The sequence below is a fragment of the Phycisphaerales bacterium genome (assembly GCA_016699835.1).
Lineage (GTDB): Bacteria > Planctomycetota > Phycisphaerae > Phycisphaerales > UBA1924.
Map to the genome: position 1 here is coordinate 1,330,663 of CP064987.1, position 13,108 is coordinate 1,343,770.

14 protein-coding genes are annotated in these 13,108 nt (G+C 64.2%); 10 read left to right on the plus strand and 4 right to left on the minus strand.

Features of this window, described 5'->3' with window-relative positions:
* Positions 1 to 202: 202 nt before the first annotated feature.
* Positions 203 to 640, minus strand: a complete 438-nt coding sequence (locus tag IPK69_05515; GenBank protein ID QQS10077.1) for an Hsp20/alpha crystallin family protein — start codon at positions 638 to 640, stop codon at positions 203 to 205.
* A 493-nt stretch (positions 641 to 1,133) separates the two neighbouring features.
* Positions 1,134 to 1,751, minus strand: coding sequence for a hypothetical protein (locus IPK69_05520; protein QQS10078.1), 618 nt, complete (start codon positions 1,749 to 1,751; stop codon positions 1,134 to 1,136).
* A gap of 69 nt (positions 1,752 to 1,820) precedes the next feature.
* On the opposite strand from IPK69_05520, the gene IPK69_05525 reads away from it, so the two are divergent.
* The 5 genes from IPK69_05525 (at position 1,821) to IPK69_05545 (ending at position 6,758) form a co-directional block, all read left to right on the plus strand.
* Positions 1,821 to 2,762 carry an FAD-dependent thymidylate synthase gene (locus IPK69_05525; GenBank protein ID QQS10079.1) on the plus strand — a complete coding sequence of 314 codons (942 nt, stop codon included), beginning with the start codon at positions 1,821 to 1,823 and terminating at the stop codon, positions 2,760 to 2,762.
* A 317-nt stretch (positions 2,763 to 3,079) separates the two neighbouring features.
* Positions 3,080 to 3,841, plus strand: coding sequence for a PEP-CTERM sorting domain-containing protein (locus tag IPK69_05530; protein ID QQS10080.1), 762 nt, complete (start codon positions 3,080 to 3,082; stop codon positions 3,839 to 3,841).
* A 127-nt stretch (positions 3,842 to 3,968) separates the two neighbouring features.
* The gene (locus IPK69_05535) at positions 3,969 to 4,760 is read left to right on the plus strand and encodes a hypothetical protein (GenBank protein QQS10081.1); all 792 of its coding nucleotides are present in this window, start codon (positions 3,969 to 3,971) and stop codon (positions 4,758 to 4,760) included.
* Positions 4,761 to 4,773: 13 nt separating this feature from the next.
* On the plus strand, positions 4,774 to 5,532 hold the full coding sequence (locus IPK69_05540; protein QQS10082.1) for a hypothetical protein: 759 nt from the start codon (positions 4,774 to 4,776) through the stop codon (positions 5,530 to 5,532).
* Positions 5,533 to 5,951: 419 nt separating this feature from the next.
* Positions 5,952 to 6,758, plus strand: coding sequence for a PEP-CTERM sorting domain-containing protein (locus IPK69_05545; GenBank protein QQS10083.1), 807 nt, complete (start codon positions 5,952 to 5,954; stop codon positions 6,756 to 6,758).
* A gap of 249 nt (positions 6,759 to 7,007) precedes the next feature.
* Here the strand turns inward: IPK69_05545 and IPK69_05550 are convergent, their stop codons facing one another.
* On the minus strand, positions 7,008 to 7,532 hold the full coding sequence (locus IPK69_05550; GenBank protein ID QQS10084.1) for an adenine phosphoribosyltransferase: 525 nt from the start codon (positions 7,530 to 7,532) through the stop codon (positions 7,008 to 7,010).
* Between the two features lie 84 nt (positions 7,533 to 7,616).
* Here IPK69_05550 and IPK69_05555 point away from each other — a divergent pair, with 84 nt between their 5' ends.
* From IPK69_05555 to IPK69_05575, 5 genes are all read left to right on the plus strand, one after another.
* Positions 7,617 to 7,973 (plus strand): co-chaperone GroES, encoded by a 357-nt coding sequence (locus IPK69_05555; protein ID QQS10085.1) that lies wholly within the window; start codon positions 7,617 to 7,619, stop codon positions 7,971 to 7,973.
* A 302-nt stretch (positions 7,974 to 8,275) separates the two neighbouring features.
* A complete protein-coding gene (gene aroA, locus IPK69_05560) occupies positions 8,276 to 9,760 on the plus strand; it encodes a 3-phosphoshikimate 1-carboxyvinyltransferase (protein QQS10086.1) in 1,485 nt (494 codons plus the stop codon).
* Between the two features lie 47 nt (positions 9,761 to 9,807).
* Complete coding sequence (locus IPK69_05565; protein ID QQS10087.1) at positions 9,808 to 10,365, plus strand: asparaginase; 558 nt, start codon at positions 9,808 to 9,810, stop codon at positions 10,363 to 10,365.
* Positions 10,366 to 10,563: 198 nt separating this feature from the next.
* A complete protein-coding gene (locus IPK69_05570; GenBank protein ID QQS10088.1) occupies positions 10,564 to 11,343 on the plus strand; it encodes a MotA/TolQ/ExbB proton channel family protein in 780 nt (259 codons plus the stop codon).
* A gap of 22 nt (positions 11,344 to 11,365) precedes the next feature.
* Positions 11,366 to 12,169 carry an OmpA family protein gene (locus IPK69_05575; protein QQS10089.1) on the plus strand — a complete coding sequence of 268 codons (804 nt, stop codon included), beginning with the start codon at positions 11,366 to 11,368 and terminating at the stop codon, positions 12,167 to 12,169.
* 83 nt (positions 12,170 to 12,252) lie between these two features.
* Here IPK69_05575 and IPK69_05580 read toward each other — a convergent pair whose 3' ends face one another.
* On the minus strand, positions 12,253 to 12,984 hold the full coding sequence (locus IPK69_05580) for a prepilin-type N-terminal cleavage/methylation domain-containing protein (GenBank protein ID QQS10430.1): 732 nt from the start codon (positions 12,982 to 12,984) through the stop codon (positions 12,253 to 12,255).
* Between the last annotated feature and the right edge of the window lie 124 nt (positions 12,985 to 13,108).

Below are 13,108 nucleotides of genomic sequence, written 5' to 3' on the forward strand. Positions count from 1 at the left end.
GGGGCTTCCCCATCGACCTTCTCCTCCTCAATCCCCTCAGCACAGCAAGTCTCCACCGCTCCAACAACGAAACCCTCGGCCATACACAGGCCGAGGGTCCGGGTCGCGTGCCACAGGGCACCGCAGAGTGATTCGTGCTCGCGCCCCACAACCGTCATCGCGCTAAAGGAGAGACAGCGCCGGCCCATGAGGCGCGAGAGCACTACTTGATCTTCACACGCTTCGGCGTCGCCGACACCGACTTCGGCAGGCTCAGCGTCAGCACACCATCCTTCAGTTCAGCCTCCGCCTTCGTCTCATCCACCGCGCACGGCAGCGCCACGCGACGGCTCACCGAGCCGACCCGACGCTCCTTGCGATAGAACTTCTCGTCCTTGACCTCCTCGGTCTCCTCGTGCGTCGCCGAGATCGACAGCACGCCCTCGTGCACGTCGATCTGCACGTCGTCCTTCGTGAACCCGGGGAGCGACGCACGCACCTTCACGCTCGTCTCATTCTCCGAGACATCCAGCGCCAGCGTCCCCTCTTCCAGGGCGCTCATCGCGCCGCCCTCACCAAAGAACGGCTCCGCGAAGAACCGATCCAGAACCGAAGCGAACGGCATGCCCTCCCGAGGCGCCCGACGAATCAGCATGGTCATGGCCAACTCCTTTGCGACAATGTTCAAAGTTCAGACTCGGCCGCACCACCGCGGCCACGCATGACCAGAAACAAAGCCCATGCCACACCACCTCAGCCCTCTCGCAGGCACGCCGATCGCCTTCCCGACGCCACAACGCACACACCGTGTGCCACCCGCGCCCGCAACGACTGCCAGCGTGCCAGGATGACAGACAGTCCCACGTCCCGAAACAATCGGCACATCTCGCCGCAGACTCTCGGTCCACTCGACACGCAACGCCTGACCGGAAGGCGAACGCAGAGGACGCGGAGGAAAGAAGAGGACACGAGGGAGAACATTGTTCTGAGATCTCGCCAGAACGTTGCGTGCGTGAGTCAGCGACAAGTGATCTCGCGCCAACGCGAGACACCGCTCCTGGGTACCCCCTCGCTCCGCGAGGGGTCTTCTCCTCCTTCATCCTCTCCACACACACCACCACAACCCAACCCAACTCCCCTCCGTCTCCCTCCCCTCACCCTCCGTCTTCCTCCGCGTTCGTCTTCCTCGCCCACCACGCGGCAAACCCCACCGTCCCCACCGCCATCGACTCCAGCCCCCGGCTGAAGAACCGCTCCACCACCGGCAGCCGCAGCAACACATCATCCAAACGATGAAACGACGACGCCCGCAGCGCCACATACGCGAGCAGCGCCGCCATACCCGCCACGCCCAGCCAGTACCTCCGCCACACCCGCCTCAGACTCCACGCCACCACACCCACGCCACCCACACCCGCAATCCCCATCACCGCAAGAAAAACCAGTTGCACCTCATGCCGGCGCTTGTACCACCCCTCCGACTTCGCCGCCTTCCGCGCCACCGACGTCATCCACGTCTGCAAATCCAACTGCTTGTTGATCCCCAGGAGCAGCACCAGCACGCCGAGTACCGCCCAGAACTCAGGCTTGAGTCCACCTCGGTCACGCCCCTGCTCCGCCCTTTCGCGTCGCCACGCACGCCAGCACAGCCACGCCGTCACGAAGTACATCGCCGTCGACAACCACCCCCACACCGTTGGATCCCCGATCCCGAGATACCACTCACCCTCGGGGGTCGTCGCCGCCAGCGTGATGGTCAGGTTTGCGTCCAAATCGAAATCTCGTGAACTTCAATCGGCCATCCGCACGCCGGCGTTCGCCCCGCCCGGTACCCTATCGGCATGACCACCAAGGCCACGGATGCTCCCGCCCCAATCGCCATCACACATGTGACCCCCGAGTCACCTCTTGTCGACGTCTTGAACGGGGCCGCCCGCCTCGAGGCCAAGGTCCTCGACCACGGCTTTGTCGCCCTTGTCGACGCCATGCCCAGGTTGGTCCCCCAGGGCCAGACCGCCGATTCCGCCATCGTCCAGGCCGCTCGGGTTTCGTACGGTCAAGGCACCAAAAAGGTCTCCGAAGATCAGGGCCTCATCCGCTACCTATTACGTCATCGCCACACAACCCCATTCGAGATGGTCGAACTCAAGTTCCACGTCGCGATGCCCATCTTCATCGCCCGCCAGTGGATCCGCCATCGGACGGCCAACGTCAACGAGTACTCAGCCCGATATTCGATCGTCCCCGATCGCTTCTATATCCCCACCGTGGATGCCGTCCGCAAGCAGTCCCAGTCCAACCGCCAGGGGGGCGAAGACCGGCTCGACATCGCCGTACCTAACGAATCTCAGACGGCCCAGGAGTTCATCTCCTTCCTGAATGAAGTCGAGGCCTCCTACCAGAAATACCTCAACTTCACTGAACGGGGCGTCTCCCGCGAACTCGCCCGCATGGGTCTGCCCGTCAACGTCTACACCGAGTGGTACTGGAAGTGCGACCTTCACAACACGCTCCGGTTCCTTTCCTTAAGGATGGACTCGCACGCCCAGTATGAGATCCGCGAGTACGCCCGGGCGATGCACGCTCTTCTTGAGCCGATTGTTCCCATAACCATGGCCGCCTGGCGGGATTACGACTTCGAGTCTTTGAGCCTCAGCCGTCTTGAAGTTGATGCCCTGAAGGACGCCATAGCCGGCGGGGCCGGGCACCTGGCCTCGGAGAATCGGCGCGAGCAGGCCGAGTGGGACGCCAAGCGTGCCGCCCTGGGTCTCAAACTTTCCTAAACCCCCAGTGTGCAAGGGTTCCGTGACTCGATCACTCGGCCCGGAGTTCGTACCGCGCGCTGGATGAACGTCCTAGAACGCGAGGAATAGCCGTTTCTACCAATCGCATTCCGAACGAAACGCGGGCCAAACCCGCGTTTTTAGCGTTTCTGAGGGGGGTCATCCAAAAATCTGCACAATTGTCAAAAGAAAATCTCCATTTTGCTGGCATATTCCAGAACTTGGCGCACATTCCTAGTGGGTCAGGAACGAGTCGTTCGTTCTCAACAAAACGTGTGGGTTGGGTCAACCCGCCAAGAGTCGTGAGGAGACTGTCCATGAAGTATGCTTTCGCTATCGTTGCTGCCGCCGGCCTCGCTGCTGCCGCTCAGGCGCAGTCCACCCGCCTCGTCTTCGAAGCCACGAATGACGCGGGCGCGACGTGGACCTCGAATCTCACCGCCGCCCCCGGCCAGAACATCCAGGTTCGCGTCCGCGCCGAGTACGTCCAGGGCGCCGGTGGCACCCAGATGGGCCTCGCGGGCATCACCTTCCAGCCGACGGTGAGCAACTGGGGCGCGGGCGACACGGTCGCCGCCCTCTCCGCTGATGGCGCCGGCGTCGCCGCCGCGTCCAGCGAGTTCGGCCGCATCCTTCCCTTCGCCGCCGCCGGCCAGGGTTCCGCTTCGGCCTCGGGCGTGCTGACCTCCTTCGTGGACGGCGGCAACACCCTCCGCTTCGCGGGTTCCAAGAACACCACCGCGACGACCAACCTCGCCTGGGGCGTCGCGATCGGCCAGAACCCCCAGAGCCTCGCCAACCCCCCGGAGTCGTACTCCAACAGCAGCAACCCGCTGATCTTCCGCTTCGGCTTCACGCTCGGCAGCGATGCCACCGCTCGTGACCTCGTCGCCACGGCCCCGCTCTCGACGATCGTCAGCACCCGCGGCCGCTGGTACACCTCGGCTCTCGGCACGGCCCTCAACGCCACCATCGCCGCGAGCGACATCGTCCCCGCGACGATCAGCATCGTCCCGGCTCCGGCGTCCTTGGCGCTGCTCGGCCTCGGCGGTCTCGTCGCCGGCCGTCGCCGCCGCTAAGAACGAACCAGCCGCGGGTTCATCCCAACGCTGAATCGACCGTTCAGACTCGCCCCCCTCATCTCACGGTGAGGGGGGTTTTTCCTTTTTGTGGGGGGCCTGTCCGTTTCTCATACAGGAACCACCCATGCGCGCCACCCACTCCACCATCCGAATTGCCCTTGCTGCCGGCATCGCGATCACCATCGCCTCGAACGCGGTCGCGCAGCAGACGCGGCTGGTCTTCGAGGCGTCAGCGGACAACGGTGCGAACTGGAGCACGATCACCGACCCTCCGCCGGGGACGGTCGTTCAGGTCCGTGTGCGTGCCGAGTTCATCCCGGGGAACAGTGGGTTGACCACGATGGGTCTCGCGGGCCTCACCTTTCAACCGGTCGTGACCGGCTACTCATTGAGTGAGGCCGTGGCGCCGCTCTCGGCGAACGGCACCGGGGTGTCGAACGAGTCCGGGCAGTTCGGCCGCCTGCTTCCCTTCGCGGTCGCGGGGCAAGGGCCGTCCTCGCTGTCGGGGACATTGACTCACCATGTGGACACCGGGAACACGCTGCGGTTCGCGGGATCTCGCGCCACCACGATGACGGCGAATCTGTCGTGGGGCGTGGCCATCGTGCAAAACCCGCGCTTCATCACCAATCCGCCGGAGTCGTACTCGAGCACATCGACGCCGCTCGTCTTCAAGTTCGGATTCACGATGGGGTCCGGGTCGTCGTTGCACATCGCCACGACACCCCTCGAATCGATCCTCAACGCGCGCGCCCGCTGGTACACAACCGACCAGGGATCGTTCGTCGACGCGCCGATCATTCAGGACTCGATCGTGCCGGCGATTATCGGCGTGCCGGCGCCGGGTGCGCTTGGTGTGCTGGCCTTCGCGGGACTCTTGGCCGCTCGCCGGCGGTCGCGAACGACTCCACGATAAAGGCACCCACTCCATGGATCGGATCACTCCCATTCTCGCCGTGGTCGGGCTTGCGAGCAGCGTCTTCGCCCAAACGAGCCGTCTCGTCTTTGAGGCCTCGCGCGATGGCGGAACGACCTGGGCGCGTGATCTCGTCGCGTCACCCCTCGATTTCATCGATATCCGCGTCCGCTGCGAGTATGTCCAGGGGAGCGGCGGCACGGTGATGGGGCTCGCGGGAGTCTCCTTCATGCCAACGCTCTCGCCGTGGACTTCGGGCGACGTCGTTGCGCCGCTCTCCCCCGAGGGCATGGGCGTGGACGAGGACTCGATGCTCTATGGGCGCGTCAATCCCTTCGCCGCGGCGGGAATGGGAAGTGCGTCGGCGAGTGGACTGCTCATGTCTCAGGTCGTCGGCGACACGCTGAGATTCGCTGGATCCAAGTACAATCCACCGGCGTCGTTGAGTTGGGGAGTCGCCATCGGGCAGAATCCGTTGAGCCTTGCCACGCCGCCGAGCAGTTACAGCACGAGTCTGAATCCGACGATGTTCCGGTATGGATTCGCGCTCTCGCCGGACAACACCGCACGCACACTGGTGGCGACAGTCTCGATCTCGACGATCGTCTCATCGCGCTCGCGCTGGTACACGAGCGCGCTCGGCACGGCGCTCAACGCGCCGATCACCGCGTCGGACATTCTGTCGGCGACGATCACCGTGCCGGCGCCGGGTGTTGTTTCGCTCGCGCTGATCGCGGGCGCGTTCGCGCGAGGCCGTCGCCGCAGACGCTGACGCGCGAGTCGGTTGATCACCGCACACGTGCACTGGGAATCCGTGACCGAGTGGCCGACGCGCGTGTGCCGACGCGCGCCGGCGATATCCAAATCTTTGTGAGGATGCGTTGTTGTTGAACGCGCAATTGCCGCGCGTTTGGCGTTTGCGGGGGAATGCCCGCGTCCGAGTCGGGCTTCCAAGTGGTTTTACTGGTAATTGAGGAAACTTGGGGAATCTGCTTGAAACCGAACAGAATACGATTTTGTTGAGATACCACTCAGAAGCGCCGTTTTTTGGTGAAATTGTGCAAAAAGGGCTTTTCAGAATCGAGAGCGGCTGGTATAGTCGGCCTACCTCAGGCGGCGTCCACGCCTTGAGGACCTGTGTGTGGGTTTCAGACAGTCATTTTTTCCCGAGTCTTGTGAGGAGATAGAAAGATGAAGAAGTTCGTTTCCGCTCTCGTCCTTTCGGCCGGCATTGCCGCTAGCGCCAACGCCGCGTCGACCAACCTCGTGTTCGAAGCCTCCGTCAACGGTGGCGCGTACGCGACGGGCCTCCAGGTCGTCCAGCCCGGCGATCAGGTCCGCGTCCAGATGCGTGTTCAGCTCAGCAACGTCGCTGACGCGAACGGCGCCGCCGTCTCGATGACCGCCACGGGCGGCCTCAGCGGTATCGCTGGTTTCGTCAACGCCGCCAACTGGGCCGACGAGTCGCTCGCCGCCTGGTCGCCCACGCAGGGCCAGCTCCCGACCTTCGATTACCCGGTCGGTGGCCCCGGTGCGTACACCGGTGACCCCGCGACGGCCCTCGGCCGCGTCGCTCCGTTCGGCTCCGCTGGCGCCCTCGAGAACCCCACCAGCAACGTCTCCGGTGGCACCCTGACCCTCGGCAACACCTTCGGCCCGGGCGGGATCATGTCGATCGGTCAGCTCGGTGGCCCCCAGTCCCTCGACGAGAACTTTGATAACTTCTTCGTCCAGGGCCTCGACGTGGTCGTCTTCCGCTTCGCCTTCTCCGTCGGTTCGGCCGGTCTGACCGACCGCACGATCGATGTTGGCATGTCCAACATCCTCAACAACCGCGGCATCTGGTACCGCTCGGCCGCTTCCGCGACCGCTGTGCAGAACGTCCTGATGGGCTCCATCAGCAACGCTCAGCTGCAGATCCAGGCCGTCCCGACCCCGGCTTCCTTGGCCCTCCTCGGCCTCGGCGGTCTCGTCGCCGGCCGTCGTCGCCGCAACTAATCGCGGTTACGACTTGAAACTAGGACAGTCTCTCAACGATACCTGACCCAAACCCAATCGTTGAGAACGAACGACTCGCACTCCTCAGATGAAAGGCTGAGGAGTGTCACTTTTGGAACATTTCATTACTCCCCTAGTCACGGATGGTGACCCGCAACGTCCAATCAATCGCCGTTGACCGCGATGGGTTCAACACCACCGGGGGGTTGGTCATGTCGAAAAACCCTGAATTTTCAGCAGTTTTCGGGCCTAGTACACCAGAACGGCATGCAGCGGCGCGAAGGGCTCGACCTTGGGACGCCCCTTGAGGGCCGTAAGTTCAATCAGGACCGACACCCCGACCAACTCCACGGGGGGGGTGCTCTCCTTCACGAGTCGGCAGCAGGCTTGTAAGGTGCCGCCGGTCGCTAGGAGGTCGTCCACGATCAGGACTCTCTGCCCACCCCTCAGGGCGTCGGCGTGGATCTCCAGGCGGTCGGTGCCGTATTCCAGGTCGTAGGTGATCCCACGGACTCCGGAGGGGAGTTTTCCGCTTTTGCGGATGGGCACGAATCCGGCCGAAAGGGCCTGGGCGACGGCGGTCCCGAAGATGAACCCGCGAGACTCGGCCCCGACGACGACGTCGATGTTCTTGCCGCGGTACGGGTTGGCCATGAGTTCGACGGCGAGGGCAAGTCCCGCGGCGTCGGCGAGCATCGGTGTGAAGTCCTTGAACATCACGCCGGGCTTTGGGAAGTTGGGAACGTCGCGGATGAGCGATCGGAGTTGCTGCACGTCGGACCTCCACTCGCCGCGCGTCGCCACGCGGCCGCAGAGGATAGTTCACGTGCCCAGGTCGTGCGCCTCTACGATCCAACCATGTCCAAGCGTGATCCGTCGAACGACTCTTCGTCCCGCCCTTCCAAGACGCTCGAGACCGTCGAGCCAATCGGCAAGCGCGTGCTCATTCGCAAGGACGAGAACAAGCAGCAGACCAAGTCCGGGATCCACCTCCCCGACAAGATCGAGATCCCGACGCTCACGGGACGCGTGGTGGCGATCTCGGCCCAGGTCGAGCGCGACGCGGACTATCCGATCCGCCAGTACGACCGCGTGCTCTTCAATCCCAAGCAAGGCGTCCCCGTTGATTTCGAGGGCGACAACCGCTTGTTTGTGATCCCCGTTGAGGATGTGGTTGCCGTCTTCCGGCGTGAGTCCGACGGGGCTGGCCGCTGACTCGAACCAGCGGACTGGTTCTTTCATCAACGTCCGAGAATCCGACGTGATTCTGATCAACCGGCCGCGCCTGCGGTGCGAATGGTTGGATCGGGCCGTGATCGCACGACCTGGGCGACGATTATTCCGTAGGGTTGTGTGTGTCGGCGGTTCTGGCCGAGAATTGCGTTGGTTTCTGGAGGATCGAGAGAGCGGCAGTCGGCGTCACCGATTGCGCATGGAGTTGGAGAGCACGCGTTGTCACTTTTCGCCGGGAGTCAAATCTGACGCCTCGCGGGACGTGGTGATGGCCGGGATGTTGGATGATGCCGGAGGCGTTCACAAGTCCTTTGGCGAGGCTCGAGTCGCCTCTGTCGATTCCGACGGTTCGGATCCGTCCGGGATCGTCGGCGTTTGAGGTATCGCTGCGCCCGCCGGGGTCCAAGAGCCTGACGAACCGGGCGATTCTGCTCGCAGCGCTCGCGCGTGGCGATTCGACGATCTCGCATGGGCTTTTCGACGCCGAGGATGGGCAGGCGATGCTGGGTGCCGTGGGTGGACTGGGGGCCCAGGTTGAACTCTCGGCGAGCGGCGTGCTGCGGGTGAGCGGCATCGATGGATTCCGCGGCCCGGGGAATGAGGTCGTGCGAGCGGCGTCGAATGTGCTCGACGCGCACGACGCGGGGACGGTGGCGCGGTTCCTGACTGGGGCGGCGGTACTGGGGCGCTTGCCGATGGTTGTGGACGGGAGCGTTCGATTGCGTGAGAGGCCGATGGGTCCGCTGGCGGACGTGCTGTCCAAGGTGGGCGCAAGGATCGAGTACCTTGGGCGTGTGGGGTGTGTGCCGATTCGGATCACACCGCCGGCGATTCGCGGCGTGCCCTGGCCGACGCTGGACCTGGACTCGTCGTTGTCGAGCCAGTTCGCGTCGGCGTTGCTCTTGATCGGGCCCTGGATTCCGGGTGGTGTGACGCTGCGCCTGACGGGCGAGGTGGCGAGCGCGTCGTATATCTCGATGACGCTGGGGCTGTTGGGGCGACTCGGGGCGAACGTGCTCTTCTCGGAGAATCGACGGATTCTTCGCGTCGGTCCGACCCGACCGACGGGGGCGCACAACGGCGAGCGGCCACTCGGCCTCGACGGATTCGATCTGGATATCGAGCCCGATGCGAGTTCGGCGACGTTCTTCTGGGCGGCGGCGGCGCTCGTCCCCGGGGCGAGCGTGCGGATCCTGGGCGTCTCCAACAACTCGCTGCAAGGCGACGCGGGGTTCCCGCAACTTCTCGAGCGCATGGGCGCGACCGTTCGCACGCCGGGATCGCTGCACGCCAATGGAATGGTCTTCGACATCGACAGCGCGGACGAGTCGTATCTGGAAGTCACCGGTGGGCCGGTGATCCGTCCGATTCTCGCGGACGTGAATGACATTCCCGACTCGGCGGTTCCGCTGGCCGTGGTGGCGGCGTTCGCGAGCGGGGTCTCCATCGTTCGCGGCGTGCGGACGCTGCGCGTGAAGGAGAGCGACCGGATCGCGGCCTTGAGCGTGGAACTCGCGAAGATCGGCGTGCGCGTCACGCATCCGGTCTCGGGCGACGACGACGTGATGAGCATCACGCCACCTCCGGGCGGGGTGGATCTCTCGGTGGGGGTGCCGCCTGTCGTCTTTGACACCCATCGTGACCATCGGATGGCGATGGCGTTGTCGCTGGTCGGGCTTCGCAGGCCGAACGTCTCGATCTCGGATCCGGCGTGTGTGGGCAAGACGTATCCAACGTATTGGACCGATTTCGGGCGTCTCTTTGCGTGACGCCTGGTGGACCGCCCGTCGGCCGTGCGGGCTACCGTCTGCTCCATATGCGACACGTCACGCTGATCACGACCGGCGGCACGATCGAAAAGACCTTTGACGAAACGTCGGGCACGATGGAGAACCGCGGGTCGATCGTTCGGCGTATGACCAACCGGTTACGCCTTGAGGGGACCCAGGTCCACGTCGTGGAACTGATGAGCAAGGACAGCCTGCTCATGACCGATGAGGATCGCTCGCGGATCATCGAGGCGGTGCGGGCGGCTGGGGCCGAGTCGCCGGGATCTGGAACGCCCGCCGGGGTGTGCGCGGGTGTGATCGTGCTGCACGGTACGGACACCTTGAGCGTGACGGGGGAGCGGCTGCATGCGTCGTTGTCATCGCTCAAGGTGCCGGTGATTCTGACGGGTGCGATGAGGCCGTATGAGATGAAGCGGTCGGACGCGCTGCAGAACCTGACGGAGTCGATCTTCGCGACGGGGGTCATGGCGCCCGGGGTGTACTGCGTGGCCCACGGGCGGGCACTGCGGTTCCCGGGCGTGGTGAAGGATCGGGCGTCGCTCACGTTCGTGAAGCCGGGCGAGGCGGGTGATGCCGGGCGTTAGTCCGCCCGATAATGCCCGATCGTGATGGGCGAGGTCTCTCCCAGTCGGCACAACGCGCCCAGGGTCGCCACAGGGCATGCCCTGGGACCTCCCGGGCACAAAGGTCGTGTCCAGCCCAACCGATCGAGTTGAACAGGAGTCTCCGCGCCGGGTCGCGGCGGACGCCGATGGGTTCACTCGAGCGGAAGAGGTGGGACGTTGGACATCGCCAGCCTGATTGGAGTTCTCATCGGCGTCTCGGCGCTGGGCTTTGTGTTCTATGAGGTGTCGCACGGGCACTTCGAGATGTTCTTCTCGCTCGAAGGCGTGCTGATGGTGGGTTGCGGCTCGGTGTCGGTCGTGTTCATGGCCATGCCGCTCGACCGGATCCTGTCGCTTCCCGGATACATGAAGCGATTCATGTTCCACAAGGGTTTGTCTCCGGCAGCGGTTCTTCAACTGGTGAACACGCTGAGCGAGAAGGCGCGGCGTGATGGGATCCTGGCGCTCGAGAGCGAGATGGCGAACATCAAGGATCCGTTCCTTTCCGCGGGGCTGAAGATGGCGATCGACGGGATCGAGCCGGGAGTGATCGAGTCGACGTGCCGCATGCAGCTGGTCGCGATGCAGGAGCGTCACAAGGCGGGGAAGAAGTTTTTCGATCTGATCAAGGTGTACGGGCCTGGATACGGGCTGGTGGGGACGCTGGTCGGTCAGGTCGGCTTGTTCGGCAACCTGGCGAGCGCGGACATCGGGCAGTTGGGTAAGGCGCTCGCCATCGCCGTCGTGGCGACGATGTATGGCGCCGTGATCGCGAACGCGGTGGCGGGTCCGATCGGGGACAAGTTGGGGATGCGTTCGAGCGAGGAGATGCTCGGGCGTGAGATGATGCTGCAGGCGATTCTCTCGATTCAGGCCGGCGATAACCCGCGCGTCACCGAGGACAAGATCATGGCGTTTATTCCGACGGCCCAGCGATTGAAGATGAAGGCCGCCTAGTTTCGAGGATGGATCAGAAGCGATGTCCGATCACGAGGAACATCACGAGGAGTCCCATGGCGGCGGCGGCGGCCACGGCGGCGGTCATGGGGGCGGCGCGCACGAGGAGCACGAGGGTGCGCCCGAGTGGCTGATCTCGTTCGCCGACAACGTCGCGCTGCTCATGGGCTTCTTCGTTATTCTGCTCGCGATGAACATGGCGCCCAAGACCGCGGGGCCTATGGGCGGCGAGGGCGAGGGTGGCGGGAGTTCCGACACACGGATGGTTGACTTCGTGATCGCGCTGCGCCAGGGGTTCAACAGGCCGTTCGATCTGAGTTCCAGGAAGGCCGAGGATCAGCCGTTCATCCGGCGGATTCTGGAGCGGACGGGCGGGCTAGGGCAGGCCGTCGGCCCTGTGGGTCAGCACCAGGAGGTCTCTGGGAACGAGCGTGGCGACAAGCGGAAGGTGGCGGTGACGGTGCCGTTTGATGACAACTCGACGGAGATCCGCGCGTCGTCGGTCGTGGAGTTGGAGGACGCGGCGAGATTCCTTCGCGATCAGGGGTGGATCATCGACGTTCGTGGGAACTCCAGCCCGTTCGAGACGGACTCGTTCGACGAGGCGATGCAGTTGTGCAAGGACCGCGCGATGGCGGTTGTGGAGTTTCTGATGGATCGCGGCGTGAAGCGGAACAACATCCGCGTGATCCTTGCCGCGGACAACGATCGCATTGTTCCCAAGGCGTATGACCGCGAGGATGCGCGGGCGAACCAGCGCGTCGAGGTGGTGCTGACGAATGAGGCGATCGCGCCGGACCCTCACGCGGCGTTCTCGGGGGAGTAGATCGCATCTTGTTGCAGGTGAAGAGGAAGTAGACACAGGCGAGACGCCTGTGCCACGAGGACGTGAAGCCTGCGGCTCGTCCGTCACTGCGGGAGCACTTGATCCCAACTCTTGTGGTCGCGGCCGTCCCAGGTCATGCGGATGCGGTCGAACTCTTTGAATCGTCCGGCGTGGCCATCGATGAAGCCGAGATTGCTCAGGCCCATGTGGGGCCGCTTCTCGCCTGGGTAGAAGACGGCCTGCCAGCGGGCGTCGTCGGGATCCATGTTGGGGACGCGGTGCGGTGTGCCGTAGGGCTCGTGCAGGAGCGATTCGTGGGTTGCGTCGCCGGTCATAACGAAGGCGTCGGTGGTGAAGACCTGAGGAAGTCTCAGGCTGCGATAGAAGACCTGGCCATGCAGGTGGGCGGTATAGCGTGACTGGAGGAAGAACGCGACGGGGAGCGGTGGATTCGTGCGTGCGGCGCAGGTGAAGGCTTCCATCGTGCCCATGTATGGCTCGAGGAGTTCGGCCCAGCCTGGGCCGGGCGTGTCCTCGTTGGTGGAGCCGTCGCCGTGGTAGGTCTGCCAGGCGGACCAGTGTGGGAAGGTCTCGCGGAAGTCGTCGGCGTAGGCGGCGAGGACCTGGGTGACGGAACGGACGTTGACCGTGCACTTGGTGGCGCGGGCGGTGGACCTTGCCGTGGCGAGGGCGGGGAGGAGCAGGCCGATGAGCAGGGCGATGATGGCGATGACGACGAGGAGTTCGATGAGGGTGAAGGCTCGAAGATCGGAACTTCGGTTCTTGTGGGCCCTGCCTGATTCGGCGTGGGTCATTGATGTTCGGATGGGTCGATTCGCCATGGCGCCCTCCGTTGTCCGTTGTGCTCGCCTCTTGAGTCTATGGATGCCTTTGCTCGAGGTTTCTGTCAGAGATGGGTTGCGAACGAATCCATCACCT